Source organism: Serratia nevei, from assembly GCF_024160145.1.
Taxonomy (GTDB): domain Bacteria; phylum Pseudomonadota; class Gammaproteobacteria; order Enterobacterales; family Enterobacteriaceae; genus Serratia; species Serratia nevei_A.
Map to the genome: position 1 here is coordinate 1 of NZ_JAMYWQ010000045.1, position 20950 is coordinate 20950.

Consider the following 20950-nt stretch of genomic DNA (forward strand, 5'->3'; position numbering starts at 1 on the left):
GAACAGGCGAAATGGCTGGTACTACCAGGGCGCAGAGAGCGAAGTTATCCTAGAGAACTCCGGGCCAGAAGCAGGAAATATCCAGATAAAAAAGTTGCTGGTCACCCTTAAGTGACCAGCATTACGCCGCGGCGGGTTTTTTATTGGCTTCAGCCCAGGCGTTTAACGCCATTCCTTGAAGCGGTTGATCAGCGCATTGGTCGAGCTGTCGTGGCTGCTGATTTTCTCGCTGCCTGCCAGCTCTGGCAGGATGCGGTTAGCCAGCTGTTTGCCCAGCTCCACGCCCCACTGATCGAAGGTGAAGATGTTCAGGATCGCGCCCTGGGTGAAGATCTTGTGCTCGTACAGCGCGATCAGGCTGCCCAGGCTGAACGGGGTAATTTCGCGCAGCAGAATCGAGTTGGTCGGACGGTTGCCTTCAAATACTTTGAACGGCGCCACATGCTTGACCTGCTCAGGGGTTTTGCCCTGCGCCGCGAACTCGGCTTCCACCACTTCCAGCGACTTGCCGAACGCCAGCGCTTCGGTCTGCGCGAAGAAGTTGGACAGCAGTTTGGCGTGATGATCGCCCAGCGGGTTATGGCTGATGGCCGGCGCGATGAAATCGCACGGCACCAGCTTGGTGCCCTGGTGGATCAGCTGGTAGAACGCATGCTGGCCGTTGGTTCCCGGCTCACCCCAGATGATGGGGCCGGTCTGGTAGTCAACCGGGTTGCCGTTGCGATCGACGTACTTGCCGTTGGATTCCATGTTGCCCTGCTGGAAGTAAGCGGCAAAACGGTGCATGTACTGATCGTACGGCAGAATGGCTTCGGTTTCGGCGCCGAAGAAGTTGTTGTACCAGATACCGATCAGCGCCAGCAGCACCGGCAGGTTTTTCTCCGCCGGCGTTTCGGCGAAGTGCTTGTCCATGGCATGCGCGCCGCTCAGCAGCTGCTCGAAGTTGTCATAGCCGATGGACAGCGCGATCGACAGGCCGATCGCCGACCACAGGGAATAGCGGCCCCCTACCCAATCCCAGAACTCGAACATGTTGTCGGTATCGATGCCGAACTCGGCCACCGCCTTGCCGTTGGTGGACAGCGCGGCGAAGTGCTTGGCCACGTGCTGTTGATCGGCGGCGCTGCTCAGGAACCAGTCGCGCGCGCTGTGGGCGTTGGTCATGGTTTCCTGGGTGGTGAAGGTTTTGGAGGCCACCAGGAACAGCGTGGTTTCCGGGTTCAGCGGCTGCAGCGTTTCGGCGATATGGGTGCCGTCGACGTTGGAGACGAAGTGCATGTTCAGGTGATTTTTATATGGGCGCAGCGCTTCGGTCACCATGTAAGGGCCGAGATCCGAACCGCCGATGCCGATGTTCACCACATCGGTGATCGGCTTACCGGTGTAGCCTTTCCACTCGCCGCCGATGACGCGCGCGCAGAACTGTTTGATCTTGGCCAATACCGCGTTCACTTCCGGCATCACGTCTTTGCCGTCGACCAGGATCGGGCTGTTGCTGCGGTTGCGCAGGGCAATGTGCAGCACCGCGCGATCTTCGGTGCGGTTGATTTTCTCACCGGCGAACATCGATTTGATGGCGCCTTGCAGATCGGTTTCTTTCGCCAGCGCCTGCAGCTTCTCCAGGGTTTCCTGCGTGATACGGTTCTTGGAATAGTCCACCAACATTTGGTCGTTGAAGGTCGCGGAGAACCGGGAGAAACGATCGCTGTCCTGGGCGAACAGGTCGGCGATCCGTACGTCTTTCATCTGTGCATAATGTTGCTGCAGGGCTTGCCAAGCAGCGGTTTGACTAGGATTGATATTTTTCATAGCAACACTCTTAGGCTTGAGAATAAAAATGACGCGTTTGTCCGATTGTAGCCTGTTCGACTGTGATTATGATCTCTTTTCTTGCGATAGGCGCTAACTGTCAACGCATTGCCGCCTCGTTTCAGCTTTCGCTCTATACTTTGGGCTAACGGCCTGTTATCGGGGTTGCCAACTTGTCATCAGGCTGTGTCATCGTCGCTCATTTCGTCATTTGAAAGGGATCTCGCTTATGGAATTATCCGCCCCGCTCATGTTGGTGCTGATCGGCCTGGCGTCGCTGCTGGCGCAGTGGCTGGCCTGGTTGCTGCGCCTGCCGGCCATTTTGCCGCTGTTGCTGTTCGGCATCGTGCTCGGCCCGACGGTGCATCTGGTACAGCCGGATCTGCTGTTCGGCGATCTGCTGTTTCCGCTGGTGTCGCTGTCGGTGGCGATCATCCTGTTCGAGGGGGCGCTGACGCTGCGTTTCGAGGAGATACGCGGCCTCGGCGGCGTGGTGCGCAATCTGGTCACCGTCGGCATGCTGATCACCTTTCTGGTCATCAGCCTCGCCAGCTGGTGGCTGCTGGATTTCCCGCCGGAGTTGGCGGCGCTGATCGGCGCGGTGACGGTAGTGACCGGCCCGACGGTGATCGCCCCGCTGATGCGCGTGGTGCGGCCGAACGCCAACATTAACCAGGTACTGCGCTGGGAAGGGATCGTCATCGATCCGGTCGGCGCCATCTTCACCCTGCTGGTGTTCGAATTCATCGTGCTCAAGCAGAATGCCGAGTCCTATACCCACCTGTTTTGGACGCTGGGCGTGACCGCCGCCGTCGGCCTGATCGCCGGCGCGCTGTTCGGCTATCTGCTCGGCCTGGCGCTGCGCCGCGTCTGGCTGCCGCGCTATCTGCAAAACCTGGCGGTGCTGGCGATCATGCTGACCGCCTTCGGCGTTTCCAACGCCATCGCCGACGAATCCGGCCTGCTGACCGTCACGGTGATGGGCATCTGGCTGGCCAACATGCGCGATGTCGATACCAGCGATATCCTGGCATTCAAAGAGGAGCTGTCGGCGATCCTGATTTCGGCGCTGTTCATCATTCTGGCCGCGCGGCTCGATATCCGGGCGCTGTGGAACATGGGCTGGCCGCTGCTCCTGCTGCTGCTGGCGGTGCAGTTCATCGCCCGGCCGCTGTGCATCGCGGTGTCGACCTGGCGCTCTTCCCTGCACTGGCGAGATCGGCTGCTGCTGTGCTGGATCGCCCCGCGCGGCATCGTCGCCGCGGCGGTCAGCTCGCTGTTCGCGCTGACGCTGCAACGCAGCGGCTATCAGGGCGCCGACCGGCTGGTCACCGTGGTGTTCGCCATCATCATCGGCACCGTGGTGCTGCAAAGCCTGACCAGCGGCATGATGGCGCGCTGGCTGCGGGTACAGCAGCAAAAGCCGCGCGGCGTGCTGATCGTCGGCGCCAACAGCGTGGCACGCATGCTGGCGCAGGCGCTGCTCAAGCTGAACGTGCCGGTGATCGTCACCGACAGCAGCTGGGAATACTACCGTCAGGCGCGCATGGACGGCATCCCGGCCTACTATGGCCACGCCTACTCCGAACACGCCGAGAACTACCTCGATCTGAGCAATATCGCCCAGGTATTGGCGCTGTCGCCCAATCGCCACCAGAACGCGCTGGCGGTCTACCACTTCGGCCATCTCTTCGGCGAGGATCACGTGTTTGCCATTCGTTCGGGGGCGCCGCTGAAAGGGCGCGGCGCCAGCGCGGAAAGTTCGCGTTTCCGCCGGCATGAGATTTTATTTAATCAGGAAGCCACCTACGGCCGCCTGAGCAGCCTGCTCGCCAAAGGGGCCACCATCAAAGCGACCAAATTGAACGAAAATTTCGGCTGGCTGGAGTATTTGGAGAAACATCAGGGTGTTATCCCGTTATTCAGCCAAAAGGAAGACGGTTCTCTGCAACCGATTGGCGCCGGTTCCACGCCCGCGATGCCCTGTACGCTTATCGCGCTGGTACAAGATGAAAATCCCTCACTGTCTGTACGTTGACAGAATGGCGATAACCGGCTATTCCTAACAGCCTACTTGCGCACCCGGTGCGCAAGCCAGAAGAGGCGCGTCGCCCAGGTAGAGTGTCAGAGGAGCCGTTTCTCCGTTGACGGCACCCGAGGGGGAGCGACGCCGAGGTAGGGTAATGGCCGGCCATTATCGTATCGACTACAGGGGCTGAATCCCCTGGGTTGTCACCAGGGGATCGCCCGCAGGGCGATCGACAAGGTGGGGCGCTTCTGGGTGTATCGTAGCCTGACCTCTACGCCTGCCCCCTGTTTACCGCTCTCCCCTTGTGCCAAGGCTATGGAATTACAGTGCCCCCAGACGGGCATCCCTGACACGAGGTTTCTAGATGAACCAAGCAGCACCCCAGCATTCCACCGTGGTAGCCAAGTTCGGCGGCACCAGCGTCGCCGACTTTGAAGCCATGAACCGCAGCGCCGACGTCGTGCTGGCCAATCCGCAGGTGCGCCTGGTGGTATTGTCCGCTTCGGCGGGCGTCACCAACCTGCTGGTCGCCCTGGCAGAGGGTTGTGAGGCCGACAAACGCAATCACCAGCTAGATGAAATTCGCCGCATCCAGTACGCCATTCTCGATCGTCTCGCTGCCCCGGCGGTGATCCGCGAAGAGATCGACCGGCTGCTGGAAAACATCGCCATGCTGTCGGAAGCCGCGTCGCTGGCCACCTCGACGGCGTTGACCGACGAGCTGGTTAGCCATGGGGAGCTGATGTCCACCCTGCTGTTCGTTGAAATCCTGCGCGCCCGCAACGTGCAGGCCGAATGGTTCGACGTGCGTAAAGTGATGCGCACCGACGATCACTTCGGCCGCGCCGTGCCGGACTGCGCCGCGCTCAGCGAACTGGCGCAGGCGCAGTTGCAGCCGCGCCTGCAGGAGGCGCTGGTGGTCACCCAGGGCTTTATCGGCAGCGAGCCGAAAGGCCGCACCACCACGCTCGGCCGCGGCGGCAGCGACTATACCGCCGCGCTGCTCGGCGAGGCGCTCGGCGTTGGCCGGGTGGATATCTGGACCGACGTGCCGGGCATCTACACCACCGATCCGCGCGTGGTGCCGGCGGCCAAGCGCATCGACAAAATCGGTTTCGAAGAGGCGGCGGAAATGGCCACCTTCGGTGCCAAAGTGCTGCATCCGGCCACCCTGTTGCCGGCGGTGCGCAGCGACATTCCGGTATTCGTCGGCTCCAGCAAGGATCCGGCGGCCGGCGGCACGCTGGTGTGCAACACCACCGAAAACCCGCCGCTGTTCCGTGCGCTGGCGCTGCGCCGCAAGCAAACGCTGCTGACGCTGCACAGCCTGAACATGCTGCACGCGCGCGGCTTCCTGGCCGAGGTGTTCAACATTCTGGCGCGCCACAATATCTCCGTCGATCTGATCACCACCTCGGAAGTCAGCATTGCGCTGACCATGGACACCACCGGCGCCACCTCCGTTGGCGGCAGCCTGCTGACCACTTCGCTACTGACCGAGCTGTCGTCGCTGTGTCGGGTGGAGGTGGAAGAGAACCTGGCGCTGGTGGCCATCATCGGCAACCAGCTGTCGCGGGCCTGCGGCGTGGGCAAAGAAGTGTTCGGCGTGCTCGATCCGTTCAATATTCGCATGATCTGCTACGGCGCCAGCAGCTATAACCTGTGCTTCCTGGTGCCGGGCGAAGAAGCCGAGCAGGTGGTACGCACCCTGCACCACAACCTGTTCGAATAAGTTATTATTTCCTGATTGCGGGCGCAGCATGCTGCGCCCCTGCGTCTAAAAAATCCGTTCAAAACCGGCAGGGGTTCAACCTGTTGAACCCGCAAAAAACACAACCACACCCACCGTTCTTCATCTGGCTAAGGAAAACCTGCATGCTGGCATTATTCACGCGCTTATTCCCCCTGTGGGCGATACTGCTGTCCGTCGCCGCCTTTTACACCCCAACCCCCTTTACCGGCATCGGCCCCTACGTCAGCCCGCTGCTGATGCTGATCATGTTCGCCATGGGCGTCACGCTGCGGCTGGACGATTTCAAACGCGTGCTGGCACGCCCCGGCCCGGTGGCGGCCGGCATCTTCCTGCACTATCTGATCATGCCGCTGGCGGCCTGGATCCTGGCAATGCTGTTCCGCATGCCGCCGGATCTGTCCGCCGGCATGGTGCTGGTGGGCAGCGTGGCCAGCGGCACCGCGTCCAACGTGATGATCTACCTGGCCAAGGGTGACGTGGCACTGTCGGTGACCATCTCGGCGGTCTCGACGCTGGTCGGGGTGTTGGCCACGCCGCTGCTGACCCGCCTGTACGTCGACGCCAGGATCAGCGTCGATATCATGGGCATGCTGCTGAGCATTCTGCAGATCGTGGTGATCCCGATCGGCCTCGGCCTTCTCGTCCACCATACCCTGACCAAAACGGTGAAGCGCATCGAGCCGCTGCTGCCGGCGCTGTCGATGGTGTGTATCCTGGCGATCATCAGCGCGGTGGTGGCGGGCAGTCAAAGCCACATCGCCTCGGTCGGTTTGGTGGTGATCGTCGCGGTGATCCTGCACAACGGCATCGGTCTGCTGAGCGGCTACTGGGGCGGCAAGCTGTTCGGTTTCGACGAATCCACCTGCCGCACGCTGGCGATCGAAGTCGGCATGCAGAACTCCGGGCTGGCGGCCACGCTGGGGAAAATCTACTTCTCGCCGCTGGCCGCCCTGCCGGGCGCGCTGTTCTCGGTCTGGCACAACCTCTCCGGTTCGCTGCTGGCGGGGTATTGGTCCGGCCGGCCGATCAAGCAAAAATAAACGGCCAACGGGGACGCAAACATTTGCGTCCCCGTTCTTCTCTGCGAAATTTCGTATTTCCCACTGGTCGGATTGTCATAATTCCCCTCATCCCCTATCATCCGTGAAAAATAAAAATTCAGATTCTTCCTATCCATGCCGATAATGTAGGCAAGAGGAAGAGCGGTTCTACTTTTTTTAATTAATTAAGTCGCCAGGGTTGCCCGCCATAAAAGAAGCAGCCTAATTATTATTTAGATCTATACCCACCGTCTTATTTGCTGCGGCAGATCAAGATATCTCGCAATGTGCATGTCGCTCATTATTTCGGGCCGGCCGTCGGCCGCCCGTGGTTAACCTCATGGATTGGGCAGGCTGCCTCGGTAGCCTCTCATAATGGATTACAATGATAAAAAAAATGACCGCCTTGACGCTGTTGGTCAGCACGGCCCTTTCCGCCGAAACCCTGCCGGACGCCCACATGATGCGGGATATGTCGATGGGGGAGTCGCGCCGCGCGCTGCAAGACAGCTCGCGTGAAGTCAACCAGTTGATCGAGCAACGCCGCTACCAGCAACTGAAACAGCAACGCCTGCTGGCGGAGCCGGAACCGGCCGCGCCCGCCCTGCCGCAGTCCGCACAGTGCCTGCCGATCGCCGGCGTTTATCTGCAGGGCGTTACCCTGCTCTCGCCGGCCGATTTATCCGCCCTGAGCGCGCTGCCGGAACAGTGTATCAGCAGCAACGATATCAATCGCCTGACCCGCGAATTAACGCGCCTTTATGTGCAAAAAGGCTATATCACCGCACGCGTGCAAATTGTTCGCCCTAATTCACAGGGGGAATTGGGGTTAAGCGTGACGGAAGGATTTATCGAGAAAATAGAGGGCGGCGATCGCTGGGTCAACAGCCGTTTATTATTTCCGGGGCTGGAAGGCAGGCCGTTGAAATTAACCGAGCTCGATCAGGGATTGGATCAGGCCAATCGTTTGCAATCAAATACCACCAAGCTGGATATATTACCCGGTCGCCAGGTTGGCGGTTCGGTCATTCGTTTGCGCAATCAGCATGCCAAGCCCTGGCTGATAACCGCCGGCACGGACAACTATGGCCAGAAAAGCACCGGTCGGTGGCTGGCGCGCGCCACCGCCACGCTGGACAGCCCGTTCGGCCTGTCGGACTTCGTTAGCCTGAACGCCAGCAGCACGCTGGAAAACCCGGCTCACCGCTATAATCGCGCCTATACCCTGCTCTATTCGCTGCCGTACGGCGCGTTCACCTTCAGCGGATTCGCCAGCTTCTCGTCCTATGAAAACCACCAGCAGCTGCCGCACAACGTGGTCAAACTGCACGGCCAGACCCAACAGTACGGGCTGCGCAGCGACTACGTGTTTTACCGCGACCACGATCAGATAGCCAGCCTGAGCGGCCAGTTGACCTACAAGCGTATCGACAACTACTTCGAAAACGTACGCCTCGAGGTCAGCAGCCCGACGCTGGCCCTGGCCGAGTTGAGCGCCAGCCACCTGCAAATTTTGCCTAACGGGGTATTCAGCGCCAACCTCAGCGTCGAACAAGGCCTGCCGTGGCTGGGTGCCGGCCGCCACCCAAGTTCGGTGCACCTCGACAGCCAGTTCACCAAGGGCAAGCTGTTCGCCAACCTGAGCCAGCGCCTCAATCTGGGCGGCGCGGCCTATCAGCTCAACAACCTGTTCTACGGCCAGTACAGCCGCGACCCGCTGCCCGGCGTGGAGTGGCTGAGCCTCACCGATCGCAGCGCCGTGCGCGGCTTCAGCCGCAGCACCCAGTCCGGCGACAACGGCTGGTATCTACAGAACACGCTGTCGCGCAGCTTTAATCTGGGTGCCACCACGCTGACGCCGCGCCTCGGCGCCGACGTCGGCCGCATCTTGCCGCGCCAGGACAACTCGGGCTGGCGCAGCAGCGCCGGCCTGAGCAGCGGCGCCACGTTGCGCTATCGGCAGGCGCTGGTCGATCTCGAGGTCAGCCGCGGCTGGATCTTGTCGAATCACGCCACGCCGGAAGATCCCGTTCAGGTACTGGCGCGCTTTTCTTACACCTTTTAATCAGCAGTTTTGCAGGATCCCACGGCAATATACGGAGAGACATGGATGAAAAATAATAACTTCAGGCTTTCAGCAGCGGGCAAACTGGCCGCCGCGCTGGCGATTATTCTCGCCGCTTCCGCCGGCGCCTACGCCGCCGAGATCGTGGCGGCCAACGGCGCCAACGGCCCCGGCGTTTCCACCGCCGCCACCGGCGCGCAGGTGGTCGACATCGTCGCGCCGAACGGCAACGGGCTGTCGCACAACCAGTATCAAGACTTCAACGTCAACCAGCCCGGCGCGGTGCTGAACAACTCCCGCGAGGCAGGGCTGTCGCAGCTGGCCGGCCAGCTGGGCGCCAACCCCAATCTGGGCGGACGCGAAGCCAGCGTGATCCTCAACGAAGTGATCGGCCGTAACCCTTCTCTGCTGCACGGCCAGCAAGAGATCTTCGGCATGGCGGCCGACTACGTGCTGGCCAACCCGAACGGCATCAGCTGCCAGGGCTGCGGGTTCATCAACACCAGCCGCTCCTCGCTGGTGGTCGGTAACCCGCTGGTGGAGAACGGCCTGCTGCAGGGCTACAGCACCCTGGACAACCGCAATACCCTGAGCCTCAGCGGCACCCTGAACGCCGGCGGCGTGCTGGACCTGATCGCGCCGAAGATAGACAGCCGCGGTGATGTAATCGTGCAAGACTTCACCCACCGCAACGGCAGCGTGACGCCGGCGGCGATCAACGCCATCAGCGGCCATAACCGCGTGGCGCGCGACGGCAAGGTGCTGGCCAGCGTACAGCCGACCACCGCGCTGGACAGCTACTACCTCGGCAGCATGCAGGCCGGGCGCATCAACATCATCAACACCGCGCAGGGCAGCGGCGTGAAGCTGGCCGGTACGCTGGCCGCCGGCGATGAGCTCAAGGTGAAAGCCTATGATATTCGCAGCGAAAGCCGCGTTGAAGACGCCAGCAGCAACCGCAACGGCGGCGACAACTACCAGAACTACCGCGGCGGCATCTACGTCAACGACCGCAGCAGCAGCCAGAAGCTGACCCGCACCGAGCTGAAAGGCAAGAACATCAGCCTGGTGGCGGATAACCACGCGCACCTCACCGCCACCGATATTCGCGGCGAAGACATTACGCTGCAGGGCGGCAAGCTGACGCTCGACGGCCAACAGCTGAAACAGACGCAGGGCCACACCGACGACCGCTGGTTCTACTCCTGGCAATACGACGTCACCCGCGAGCACGAGCAGCAGCAGCAGGCAGGCAGCACCGTCGCCGCCAGCGGCAGCGCCAAACTCGTCAGCACCCGGGAAGATGTGAAACTGCTGGGCGCCAACATCAGCGCCGACCGGGCGCTGAGCGTCAAAGCGGCGCGCGACGTGCAGCTCGCCGGGCTGGTGGAGAAGGATAAGTCCACCGAGCGCGGCTATCAGCGCAACCACACGTCCAGCCTGCGCACCGGCAGCTGGAGCAGCAGCGACGAAAGCGAAAGCCTGAAGGCCAGCGAACTGCGCAGCCAGGGCGCGCTGACGCTGGAGGCCGGCAACAACGTCACCACCCAGGGCGCCAAACTGCACGCCCGTCGCGATCTGACGGTCAATGCCGGCAACCAGATCCAGATCGGGGTGCAGAAAACCGCCAACGCCAAAGCGGTGCGCGATGACAAAACCTCCTGGGGCGGCATCGGCGGCGGCGACAACAAGAACAACAGCAATCGCCGCGAGGTCAGCCACGCTTCCGAACTGACCAGCGACGGCACCCTGCGTCTGAACGGCGAGCAGGGCGTCACCCTCACCGGCAGCAAGGCTCGCGGCAAGGAAGGCGGCCTGGTCACCGCCACGCAGGGCGGCCTGCGCATCGACAACGCGCTGAGTACCACCGTGGACAAAATCGACGCGCGCACCGGTACCGCCTTCAACATTACCAGCAGTTCGCACAAGGCCGACAATAGCTATCAGAGCAGCACCGCCAGCGAGCTGAAGTCCGATACCAACCTGAAGCTGGTCAGCCGCAAGGATACCGACGTGATCGGCAGCCAGGTCACCAGCGGCGGCGAGCTGAGCGTCACGTCGCAGACCGGCAACATCAACGTCAAGGCCGCAGAGCAACAGCAAAAAATCGATGAGCAGAAGACCGCGCTTACCGTCAACGGCTATGCCAAAGAGGCCGGCGACAAGCAATACCGTGCCGGTTTGCGCATCGAACACACCCGCGACAGCGAAAAAACCACCCGCACCGAAAACCGCGCCTCGACCCTCAGCGGCGGCAGCGTGAAGCTCGAGGCGGAGAAGGACGTGACCTTCAGCGGCTCCAAACTGGTCGCCGACCAAGGCGACGCCAGCGTCAGCGGCAACAAGGTCTCGTTCCTGGCAGCCGACGATAAAACCACTTCGAACACCGAGCAGACCAAGATCGGCGGCGGTTTCTACTATACCGGCGGCATCGACAAGCTCGGCAGCGGCGTGGAAGCCGGCTACGAGAACAGCAAAACACAGGCGCAGAGCAGCAAGGCGGTCACCTCCGGCAGCGACGTCAAAGGCAACCTGACTATCAACGCCCGCGACAAGCTGACCCAGCAAGGCGCGCAGCACCGCGTCGGCGGCGCCTACCAAGAGAACGCTGCCGGCGTCGATCACCTGGCCGCCGCCGACACCGCCAGCAGCACCACCACCAAAACCGACGTCGGCGTGAACATCGGCGCCAACGTCGATTACAGCGCCGTGACCCGCCCGGTCGAGCGCGCGGTCGGCAAGGCGGCCAAGCTGGACGCCACCGGCGTCATCAACGACATCGGCAGCATCGGCGCGCCTAACGTCGGCCTGGATATCGGCGCACAGGGCGGCAGCAGCGAAAAACGCAGCAGCAGCTCGCAGGCGGTGGTCAGCTCAGTGAAAGCCGGCAGCATCGACATCAACGCCAAAGGCGAAGTGCGCGATCAGGGCACGCAATATCAGGCGAGCAAAGGCGCGGTCACGCTGACGGCGGACAGCCACCGCAGCGAAGCCGCGACGAACCGCCAGGAAGAACAGAACCGTGACACCCGCGGCAGCGCCGGCGTACGCATCTACACCACCACCGGCAGCGATCTGACCGTGGACGCCAAGGGCGAAGGCGGCACCCAGCGCAGCAACAGCAGCGCGAGCCAGGCGGTGACCGGCTCGATCGACGCGGCCAACGGCATCAACGTCAACGTGAAACAAGACGCGGTTTATCAGGGCACCGCGCTGAACGGCGGCAGCGGTAAAACCACCGTCAACGCCGGCGGCGATATTCGCTTCGATCAGGCCAGCGATAAGCAGAGCGAAAACCACAGCGGTTTCAACGTCAAGGCCTCGGCGAAGGGCGGCTTCACCGCCGACAGCAAAAACTTCGGCGCCGGCTTCGGCGGCGGCACCCGCAACGGTGAAAGCAGCGGCAGCACCGCCCAGGTCGGCAACGTCAGCGGCCAACAGGGCGTGGAGCTGAACGCAGGCCGCGATCTGACGCTTCAAGGCACCGACGTCAAGAGCCAGGGCGACGTCACCCTGAGCGCAGGCAACAAGGTCGCGCTGCAGGCGGCAGAATCGACCCAAACGCGCAAGGAAAGCCAGCTGTCCGGCAATCTCGATCTGGGCGCCGGCAGCAGCGACAGCAAGGAAAAAACCGGCGGCAGCCTCTCCGCCGGCGGCGCCTTCGACATCGCCAAGGTGAATGAGTCCACGACCGAGCGCCAGGGCGTCACGCTCGCCTCAGACGGCAAGGTCACCCTGTCCGCCGGCGGCAAAGGCGATGACGCTCTGCATCTGCAGGGCGCCAGGGTCAGCGGCACCAGCGCCGCGCTCGAGGCGAAAAACGGCGGCATCCTGCTGGAGTCCGCCAAGAACGAGCAGCACAAGGACAACTGGAACCTGGGCATTAAAGCCAACGCCAAAGGCGGCCAAACCTTCAACAAGGACGCCGGCGGCAAGGTCGATCCGAACAGCGGCAAAGATACCCATACGCTGGGCGCCGGTCTGAAGGTCGGCGTGGAACAGCAGGATAAAACCACCCACGCCAACACCGGCATCACCGCGGGCAGCGTGGCGCTCAACAGCGGCAAGGACACCCGCCTCGCCGGGGCACGCGTCGATGCCGACAGCGTACAGGGCAAGGTGGGCGGCGATCTGCGCGTTGAAAGCCGCAAAGACGTCGAGAAAGGCGTGAAGGTCGATGTGGATGCCGGGCTGAGCCACAGCAACGATCCGGGCAGCAGCATCACCTCCAAGCTGTCGAAGGTGGGCACGCCGCGCTACGCTGGGAAAGTGAAAGAGAAACTGGACGCCGGGGTGAACAAAGTGACCGACGCCACCACCGACAAGTACAACAGCGTGGCGCGTCGCCTCGATCCGCAGCAGGACACCACCGGCGCGGTCAGCTTCAGCAAAGCCGACGGTAAAGTGACGCTGCCGGCAACGCCGGCCGGTGAAAAACCGCAGGGCCCGCTGTGGGATCGCGGTGCACGCACCCTCGGCGGCGCGGTGAAAGACAGCGTCACCGGGCCGGCGGGCCGCCAGGGGCAGCTCAAGGTCAATGCCGAGGTGGTGAACAACAACGCGGTCGGCGAGCAATCGGCGATTACCGGTAAGCACGGCGTGACGCTGCAGGTCGGCGGCCAAACCCAACTGACCGGCGGCGAGATCCGCAGCCAGCAGGGCAAGGTGGAACTGGGCGGCAGCAAGGTCAGCCAACAGGACGTCAGCGGCCAACGCTATCAGGGCGGTGGCCGCGTCGATGCGGCGGCCACGGTAGGCGGCCTGGCCGCCGGTGCGGCGAAACAGGGCGTTGATGGCAACGTGCCGTTCGTCAGCGGCCATGCCTCAACGAAACAGGCGGATGCCAAAGCCGGCGTGTTCAGCGGCAAATAACGCGCCTCTCCTAGGCAATGCCCCCGGTGAAAACCGGGGGCATTTTTTTACAGCGTGCTTGGGGTGTCTTCCCAGTCGCGATCGTCGTCCCTCGCATCCTGATCCAACACGTTGTAAGCCACGGCGCAAAACAGCGAGTTCAGGCGCTTCATGTCCCCCAACAACCCCAAATGCAGCGAGCTGGTCTCGATGCTCTGCACGTTTTGCTGGTGCAGGCGATCGACGTGCGCGTGCGCGTAGCGGCGATCCAGAATGCGGAAGCGGTGCTTGGAACGGCGCAGACGCTTGGCGCTGGTAACGTCGCCGGACAGGAACACCGACAGCCCCAGGCGCAGGTTGCCGATCAACCGCTCGTGCAGCCCGTCCAGCTCCGCCAGCCCTTCCGTCGAGAAGGCCCGGCGCGCGGCGTGCGACTTGGCGCCCACATCGCCGGCCATGCGTTCGATGATGTCGCCCGCCTGTTCCAGGTTGAGCGCCATTTCGATGATCTCCGCCCAGCGGCGCGAATCTTCCTCACCCAGATCCTCCTTCTGGATCTGCGCCAGATACAGCTTGATGGCGGTGTACAGCACGTCGACGTCGTCGTCCAGGCGCCGCACCTCTTTATCCACCCCTTGTTTGCCGTGCAGCACTTCGCGCTGCAGGATCATCATGTGTTCCACCACGTCGCCCATGCGCAGCGTTTCGCGCGCCGCGTTGGCCAGCGCCAGCGTCGGCGTATCCAGCGCGCTGGCGTCCAGATGGCGCGGACGCATGCGCGGATCGTCGGCCGCCACGTCGACGATCAGCCGCTCGCACAGCGTCGCCATCGGCCCGGCCAGCGGGATCATCACCAGGCAACGGATCAGGTTGTAGAACACGTGGAAGTAGATCACCAGTTCTTCGTTACCGCCGGGAAATTGCGCCATCACGTCCGCCAGATAGGCGACGAACGGCAGCACCAGCACGCAACCCACCAGTTTGAACAACAGGCTGCCGAGCGCCACGCGCCGCCCGGCGGCGTTCTGGCCGCTGGCGTTGATCATCGCCAACAGGCCGCTACCGAGGTTGGCGCCGATCACCAGGCAAAGCGCCACCTTCAGCGAAATCACGCCGGACGCGGTCAGGGTGGCGGTCAGCAGCACCGCCGCCAGGCTGGAATAACTGACAATGGCGAACAGCGCGCCGGTCAAGGCGTCCAGCATCACGTCGCCGGTCAGCGACGAGAACAGCACTTTGACCCCGGCCGCCTGGGTGATCGGCGTGGCGGCGGCCACGATCAACTCCAGCGCCAGCACGATCAGCCCAAGTCCGATCAGGACGCGCCCGATCTGGCCGATCCGCATCTGTTTGCGGCTGAGGAACAGGAAGACGCCGATCAGGATCAGCAGCGGCGACAGCCAGGAAAGATCGAAGGTCAGCACCCGCGCCATCAGCGCGGTGCCGACGTCGGCGCCGAGCATGATCACCAGCGCAGGCGCCAGCCCCACCAGCCCCTGCGCGACGAAAGAGGTCACCAGCAGCGCCGTGGCGTTGCTGCTTTGCACCAGCGCGGTCACGCCGATGCCGGAAACGAACGCCAGCGGCTTTTTCTCAACGCTGTCGCTCAACACGCGCCGCAGATTGGCGCCGTAAACCCGCATGATCCCGGTGCGCACGATGTGGGTACCCCACACCAACAGCGCCACGGAGGAAAGCAGGTGAAGAAGGGTCAACACGGAAGATACGCTCCATTAACGCCCGGCCAAAGGAGGCTGATACCCGATGCCTGTCAGGCGGCGCGGACGGGACGGTTCTGTTCGCCGCAGCCGGCAGGCTAAAAGATGACGGGTACAGCGCGCGGTCCCGCCTGCCGGGCGTAGGTCTGGCAGGACAGCGGGCGGGCGGCAGACCGCAGAAGAGAAGGATTAATGCGGCGGCGGAAAGGGCCCGGCGCCGCGCTGCAAAGTCATGCAACTTCCCGCAATACAACAGGTTCCAAGTGTAGCCCAATTTCCGCGCCGTCGGGCCGCAGGTCGGCCACCGAACGGTTGAGCACGTCAACCAGCAATTCTACACCGCGAACCTGAATCCGATAGCGTACCACATTCCCGAGCAGACTGTGGCCCAGGATCACCCCGCCGATCCCCTGCCCGACCGGCAACAGGCCGATCGATTCGGGCCGGATCGCCACCTTGCCGGCATAGCTGCGTCCGGTCAACTGGGCGGCCTGTTCGGCGCTCAGCAGGTTGTAGTTGCCGATAAACCCGGCGGCGAAGGCGTCCGCCGGCTGGGTATACAGGGTTTCCGCATCGCCGCTCTGCACGATCTGCCCCTTGTTCATCAGCACGATGCGATCCGACAGGGTCAGCGCCTCTTCCTGATCGTGGGTGACGAAGATCGCCGTCAGGTTCAGCTCACGCTGAATGCGCCGGATCTGTTCGCGCAGGTGTTTGCGGATGCGCGCATCCAGTGCCGACAGCGGTTCGTCGAGCAACAGCAGCCGCGGGCGAGTGACCAGCGATCGCGCCAGCGCCACGCGCTGACACTGGCCGCCCGACAGCTGATGCGGATAGCGCTTCGCCAGATCGCTCAGCTCCACCAGCGCCAGCACTTCCTGCACCCGCTGGCCGATCTGCCCGGCCGCCAGCTTCTGCATTTTCAGGCCGAAGGCCACGTTGCCTTCCACCGTCATATTGGGAAACAGCGCATAGCTTTGGAACACCATGCCGATGCCGCGCTTTTGCGGCACCAGCGGCACCAGATCCTGGCCCTGTAACAGAATTTGCCCGCTGTCGACCGGGGTCAGGCCGGCCAGGCAGCGCAGCAGCGTCGATTTGCCGCAGCCGCTCGGCCCCAGCAGGGTGACGAACTCCCCCTCTTCGGCGGTAAAATCGATATCCTGAAACACCTGGGTCTGGCCATAGTGTTTGTTCAGGCGGGTGACGTTGAGATAAGCCATCGGGTTAACCCTTGTTTTTATTCAGCAGGTTCGCCAGCCAGGTGACGAGCAGCACCACGGCGAAATAGGAGATGACCAGCGCGCTGGTAAAATGCCCGCTGCCGTTGCGCATATTGAACAGGTAGACCTGCAGCGTTTCATAGCGGCTGCCCACCAGCAGGTTGGCGAACACGAATTCGCCGATCAGGAACGAGAACGACAGCAGCACGGCGATCGTTCCGCCCTTGCGCAGGTTCGGCAGCACCACCAGCAGCGCCGCCTGCCAGGTGCTGGCGCCGAGCAGGTGCGCGGCGTCCATCAGATCGCGCAGGTTGATCGCCTGCATGTTGTTGCTGATGGCGCGGTAGATAAACGGCAGCGCGATGGTGAAATAGCAGCCCACCAAAATCCACGGAGTGCCGAGCAGCGGCAGCGGATCGGCGGCGAACAGCTGCATCAGCCCCACCGCCGACACCACCGGCGGCACGGCGAACGGCAGCAGAATCAGCACGTTCATCACCGCGTCCAGCTTGGGAAAGTAGTACGCGATCACAAACATCGCCGGCAGGATCACCACCACCGACAGCAACAGCGTGCCGAAGCAGATCAGCAGCGAGTGCCACAGCGCCTGCAAAAAGCGCGGATCGCTCCACAGCGCCGTCAGCCACTTCAGGGTAAAACCGTCCGGCAAAATGGTGGCGCCCCACTGGGTGGCCAGCGCATAAATCAGCGTCGCCGCCAGCGGCAACAGCAGGATCAGCAGCAGTAGGCCGGTCACCGTGCGGTGGTACAGGCGTTCAACACGCGACATGAGCATTCTCCAGCCGATTATGAGCGCGCATTAAGGTAGCTCCTGCGCAGCATCCATTGGTGGATCACCGTGATAAACGCCATCATCACCACCAGCAGCATCGCCAGCGCGCTGGCCAGGTTCGGATCGAGGGAGATGTCCCCCGCTACCAGCGCCGAGATGCGGATCGGGATCACGTTGAAGTTGCCGGTGGTCAGCGCGTACACCGTGGCGTAGGCGCCCAGGGCGTTGGCCAGCAGGATGACGAAGGTGCCCATCAGCGCCGGCGCCAGCACCGGCAGGCCGATATGCCGCCAGTAGCGCCAGGGGCCGGCGCCGAGCAGCGCCGCCGATTCGCGCCAATCGGCGCGCAGCGCGTCGAACGCCGGATACAGCAACAGCACCCCCAGCGGGATCTGGAAGTAGGTATACAGCACGATCAGGCCGCTCTTCGAATAGAGGTTGAAGCTCTCCATCAGACCGTATTTGCGCAGCAGTAGCGTCAGACAACCGTTCAGCCCCAGCAGGATGACGAAGGCGAACGCCAGCGGCACCCCGGCGAAGTTGCTGGTCATGTTGGTGAACGACATCACGAAGTCATGAAATCGGGTCTGGCCAAGCTGGCGCAGTGAGTAACTGCCCACTAATGCAATCAGCAAGCCGTAGACGCTCGACCACAGCGAGATCTCCAGCGAGAACTGAAACGCCTGCAGGTAGAACGGCGAGGTGAGGATATCGACATAGTTGCCCCATCCCCAGCCGCCAGTCTCGCTGAAAAAGCTGTGAACGGCGATCCATACCAGCGGGGCGATCTGAAACGCGCCGAACAGCACGATAAACGGCACCAGGCACAGCGCGGCTAACCATTTGGTTTTACCGTTCATCGCGCATCCTGCGCCAGCAGCGCCCGGCAGCGCGGCTTGTCGTGCGGTGCCTGCAGCAGTTCGCAAATCGTGCCGCACAGCTCGATTTGCTGCGGGTCGGCATCGTCCAGGCTGAAGCCCGCGCCGAACACGAACAGCGGCACCTGGCGCTCTTCCGGCAACACGCCGCCGTGGCTGCGATCGTCGTTCATGCCGTGGTCGGCGGTGACCAGCACCTGGTAACCGGCGGCCAGCCACTCGGGCAGATAGCGTGACAGCGAACCGTCGGCGCGGCGCGCCGCGTTACGGTACTGCGGCGAAGAGAGGCCGAAGCGGTGCCCGGCGTCGTCGATGTTCATCGGGTGGATCAGCAGAAAGTCCGGCTGATGACGCAGACGCAGGCTTTCGGCGTCGTCGAACAGATGGCTGTCGGGATAGCCGTCGTCGTAATAGAAATGCCCGTGCTGGATCGGCAGCTCAGGCGCGTCGGTATGGCGGTCGCGCGCGGCATCGAACGGCGTGCGGTTATACAATTCGCTGAACCAATGATACGCGGCGGCGGCGGTGGTCAGCCCGGCGGCGCGCGCGTAATGAAACACGCTTTGTTGATGAGAAAGGCGCGAGACGTGGTTGTGCACCACGCCGCTCTCCACCGGCGTCACGCCGGTGAGGATGCATTCATACAGCGGCCGGGAGAGCGAGGGCAGCTCGCTCTCCAGCAGGTACAACCGTCCGCGTCCCGCCGCGCATTCGGCCTGCAGATAGCCCATGGCGTCGTGCGCCACCCGGTAGTTGAGGCCGTCCAGCAGTACGAGGATCGTTTTCATGGTGCGTTAACTCACTGCTGCATAAACATAATGACGTTTTCCTGCCACAGGCGCGGCAGCGCTTTGGCACTCTGTTCCCAGGCCGCCGGATCGGCGATCGGGTGCGCGTTCTTGTACTGCTCGGCCGGCAGCAGCTTGGCCTTGACGTCGTCCGGCAGCGTCAGGTGCTCGGCGCGGATCGGGCGGGCATAGCCGCGCGCCAGGTTGATCTGGCCGGCGTCGGAGAAGATGTATTCGCGCGCCAGCTTGGCGGCGTTCGGGTGCTTGGCGTATTTGTTGATGATGGTGGTATAGCCGGAGGTGATCGAGCCGTCCGATGGGATCAGCACTTCAAAGCGGGTTTTGTCGATCTGGTCGCGGTAGTTCAGGCCGTTGAAGTCCCATACCACGCCGACCTGCACTTCCCCTTTCTCCAGCGATGCGATCACCGGGTTGCTCAGGCTCAGGCGGCCGGCCTTGGCCAGCTTGCCGAAGAATTCCAGGCCCGGCTTGAGGTTTTTCTCGTTGCCGCCCATGGCATAGGTGGCCGCCAGCACGCCGCTGGCCGCCTGCGACGCGGTGCCGACGTCGCCGATGGTGACCTGATAGCTGCCCTTCAGCAGATCGGCCCAGCTGTGCGGGATGTCTTTCACCTGCTGCTTGTTGATGATGAAGGCGATGGTGCCGGTGTAAGCCAGCGCCCAGTGGCCGTCTTTGTCTTTCGCCCAGTCCGGCACCTGATCCCAGGTGGAGGGTTTGTACGGCTGCGTTACGCCCTTCTGCACCGCCACCGGGCCGAAGGCCGCGCCGACGTCACCGATGTCCGCCGTGGCGTTGTTCTTTTCCGCATCGAATTTGGCGATCTCCTGTGCGGAGCTCATGTCGGTATCGACATGCTTCAGGCCGTATTTGCTCAACAGATCTTGCCAGGTGCCTTTCCAGTTGGCCCAGCTGTCCGGCATGCCGACGCTGTTGACTTCGCCTTCTTTTTTCGCGGCCTGCTCCAGCGCCGCCAGATCGGTATCCGCGGCCCAGCTCATCTGGCTGGATAACACGATGGCACTGGTTAACACAGAAGCGCACAAACGTTTCATAACTGATGCTCCAGGTGGTAGTGTGGGGATGGCTGGACTAGTCCAGCAAGGACCAAACCAATCTAGCGGACGAATGTGATAATTATATGTCAGCTTAAAAAAGCGACAGTTTTATCACCCATTGCAACGGCGAAAACGCGACGCTGGTCTACCTTAAGGGAGGCCAAACGCACTGAAACGGGACACCCGCTGTATGAGTGAAGCACCGACCACCGTCGCCACCATCTGCCAAACGCTGAACGCCCGCATCACCGCAGGCGAGTTTGCCGTGGGCGGCAAACTGCCCTCCGAACGCGCCCTGAGCGAACAATTCGCCACCACCCGCATTACCTTGCAGGAGGCGCTCGGCCAGCTGGAGGCGCAGGGCGTCATCTACCGCCAGGTGCGGCGCGGCTGGTTCATCTCGCCCCCGCGTCTTATCTACAACCCGCTGCAGCGCAGCCATTTTCACGCCATGGCGCAGCAGCAGGGGCGTGCCGCCCATACCGAGGCGATCGACAGCGCGCCAGTCACGCTCGACGCGCCGCTGGCCGCCCGCCTGGCGCTGCCCCCCGGCGCCGAGGCCTATCGCATTCGCCGGCTGCGCTATATCGACGGGCGCGCGGTGCTATACTGCGAGCACTACCTCAACCCGGCCTACTTCCCCGGCATTCTGGACGAAGACCTGACCCAGTCGCTGACCGCGCTGTACGCCGCGCGCTACGGCATCCACTACGGGCGGGTGCGTTTCGACATGCTGCCCACCCTGCTGCCGCAGCCGGCCGCCGCCATGCTGAAGGTGACCTACGGCAGCCCGGCGCTGTTCATTACGCGGGTGAACCGCGATCAGCACGACCGGGTGATCGATTGCGACCTGGAGTATTGGCGTTACGATGCGCTGCACATCGACGTGGAAGCGCAGTAAATGACAAGGGCGCATCGCTGCGCCCT

At 62.8% G+C, this 20950-nt stretch carries 13 protein-coding genes and 1 riboswitch; of the genes, 6 read left to right on the forward strand and 7 right to left on the reverse strand.

Annotated elements, in window-relative coordinates:
- Positions 1-162 precede the first annotated feature (162 nt).
- Positions 163-1809, reverse strand: coding sequence for a glucose-6-phosphate isomerase (gene pgi, locus M6G53_RS21995; RefSeq protein ID WP_033639258.1), 1647 nt, complete (start codon positions 1807-1809; stop codon positions 163-165).
- A gap of 229 nt (positions 1810-2038) precedes the next feature.
- On the opposite strand from pgi, the gene M6G53_RS22000 reads away from it, so the two are divergent.
- The 5 genes from M6G53_RS22000 to M6G53_RS22020 all read left to right on the forward strand — a co-directional run bounded on the left by M6G53_RS22000 (position 2039) and on the right by M6G53_RS22020 (position 13568).
- A complete protein-coding gene (locus M6G53_RS22000) occupies positions 2039-3847 on the forward strand; it encodes a cation:proton antiporter (protein ID WP_253334496.1) in 1809 nt (602 codons plus the stop codon).
- A 52-nt stretch (positions 3848-3899) separates the two neighbouring features.
- A riboswitch (Lysine riboswitch) is annotated at positions 3900-4094 on the forward strand.
- A 108-nt stretch (positions 4095-4202) separates the two neighbouring features.
- Positions 4203-5570 carry a lysine-sensitive aspartokinase 3 gene (lysC, locus tag M6G53_RS22005; RefSeq protein ID WP_253334497.1) on the forward strand — a complete coding sequence of 456 codons (1368 nt, stop codon included), beginning with the start codon at positions 4203-4205 and terminating at the stop codon, positions 5568-5570.
- Positions 5571-5713: 143 nt separating this feature from the next.
- Complete coding sequence (gene panS / locus M6G53_RS22010; protein WP_253334498.1) at positions 5714-6631, forward strand: ketopantoate/pantoate/pantothenate transporter PanS; 918 nt, start codon at positions 5714-5716, stop codon at positions 6629-6631.
- A gap of 385 nt (positions 6632-7016) precedes the next feature.
- Entirely contained in the window at positions 7017-8696 is a 1680-nt protein-coding gene (locus M6G53_RS22015) for a ShlB/FhaC/HecB family hemolysin secretion/activation protein (RefSeq protein WP_253334500.1), read from the forward strand.
- A 45-nt stretch (positions 8697-8741) separates the two neighbouring features.
- Entirely contained in the window at positions 8742-13568 is a 4827-nt protein-coding gene (locus M6G53_RS22020) for a hemagglutinin repeat-containing protein (RefSeq protein WP_253334502.1), read from the forward strand.
- A gap of 47 nt (positions 13569-13615) precedes the next feature.
- Here M6G53_RS22020 and M6G53_RS22025 read toward each other — a convergent pair whose 3' ends face one another.
- The 6 genes from M6G53_RS22025 to M6G53_RS22050 all read right to left on the reverse strand — a co-directional run bounded on the left by M6G53_RS22025 (position 13616) and on the right by M6G53_RS22050 (position 20020).
- Positions 13616-15265, reverse strand: a complete 1650-nt coding sequence (locus M6G53_RS22025) for a Na/Pi cotransporter family protein (RefSeq protein ID WP_253334505.1) — start codon at positions 15263-15265, stop codon at positions 13616-13618.
- A gap of 230 nt (positions 15266-15495) precedes the next feature.
- Positions 15496-16488 (reverse strand): ABC transporter ATP-binding protein, encoded by a 993-nt coding sequence (locus M6G53_RS22030; protein WP_253334506.1) that lies wholly within the window; start codon positions 16486-16488, stop codon positions 15496-15498.
- 4 nt (positions 16489-16492) lie between these two features.
- Complete coding sequence (locus tag M6G53_RS22035) at positions 16493-17278, reverse strand: ABC transporter permease (protein WP_253334507.1); 786 nt, start codon at positions 17276-17278, stop codon at positions 16493-16495.
- A 17-nt stretch (positions 17279-17295) separates the two neighbouring features.
- Positions 17296-18141, reverse strand: a complete 846-nt coding sequence (locus M6G53_RS22040) for an ABC transporter permease (protein ID WP_253334508.1) — start codon at positions 18139-18141, stop codon at positions 17296-17298.
- Complete coding sequence (locus tag M6G53_RS22045) at positions 18138-18947, reverse strand: alkaline phosphatase family protein (protein ID WP_253334509.1); 810 nt, start codon at positions 18945-18947, stop codon at positions 18138-18140. Before M6G53_RS22045 ends, M6G53_RS22040 begins: the two co-directional genes overlap by 4 nt.
- A gap of 11 nt (positions 18948-18958) precedes the next feature.
- Positions 18959-20020, reverse strand: coding sequence for an ABC transporter substrate-binding protein (locus tag M6G53_RS22050; RefSeq protein ID WP_004936660.1), 1062 nt, complete (start codon positions 20018-20020; stop codon positions 18959-18961).
- 193 nt (positions 20021-20213) lie between these two features.
- On the opposite strand from M6G53_RS22050, the gene M6G53_RS22055 reads away from it, so the two are divergent.
- Positions 20214-20924: a UTRA domain-containing protein gene (locus M6G53_RS22055; RefSeq protein WP_253334510.1), complete on the forward strand. Its 711-nt coding sequence runs from the start codon at positions 20214-20216 to the stop codon at positions 20922-20924.
- Positions 20925-20950: the final 26 nt, after the last annotated feature.

What these genes read in the sequence shown, in the direction of transcription:
- lysC (WP_253334497.1), top strand. Translation starts at nt 4,203, where the DNA reads ATGAACCAAGCAGCACCCCAGCATTCCACCGTGGTAGCCAAGTTCGGC.
- M6G53_RS22035 (WP_253334507.1), bottom strand. Translation starts at nt 17,278, where the DNA reads ATGTCGCGTGTTGAACGCCTGTACCACCGCACGGTGACCGGCCTACTG.
- M6G53_RS22045 (WP_253334509.1), bottom strand. Translation starts at nt 18,947, where the DNA reads ATGAAAACGATCCTCGTACTGCTGGACGGCCTCAACTACCGGGTGGCG.
- M6G53_RS22050 (WP_004936660.1), bottom strand. Translation starts at nt 20,020, where the DNA reads ATGAAACGTTTGTGCGCTTCTGTGTTAACCAGTGCCATCGTGTTATCC.
- M6G53_RS22015 (WP_253334500.1), top strand. Translation starts at nt 7,017, where the DNA reads ATGATAAAAAAAATGACCGCCTTGACGCTGTTGGTCAGCACGGCCCTT.
- M6G53_RS22040 (WP_253334508.1), bottom strand. Translation starts at nt 18,141, where the DNA reads ATGAACGGTAAAACCAAATGGTTAGCCGCGCTGTGCCTGGTGCCGTTT.
- M6G53_RS22055 (WP_253334510.1), top strand. Translation starts at nt 20,214, where the DNA reads ATGAGTGAAGCACCGACCACCGTCGCCACCATCTGCCAAACGCTGAAC.
- pgi (WP_033639258.1), bottom strand. Translation starts at nt 1,809, where the DNA reads ATGAAAAATATCAATCCTAGTCAAACCGCTGCTTGGCAAGCCCTGCAG.
- M6G53_RS22020 (WP_253334502.1), top strand. Translation starts at nt 8,742, where the DNA reads ATGAAAAATAATAACTTCAGGCTTTCAGCAGCGGGCAAACTGGCCGCC.
- M6G53_RS22000 (WP_253334496.1), top strand. Translation starts at nt 2,039, where the DNA reads ATGGAATTATCCGCCCCGCTCATGTTGGTGCTGATCGGCCTGGCGTCG.
- panS (WP_253334498.1), top strand. Translation starts at nt 5,714, where the DNA reads ATGCTGGCATTATTCACGCGCTTATTCCCCCTGTGGGCGATACTGCTG.
- M6G53_RS22030 (WP_253334506.1), bottom strand. Translation starts at nt 16,488, where the DNA reads ATGGCTTATCTCAACGTCACCCGCCTGAACAAACACTATGGCCAGACC.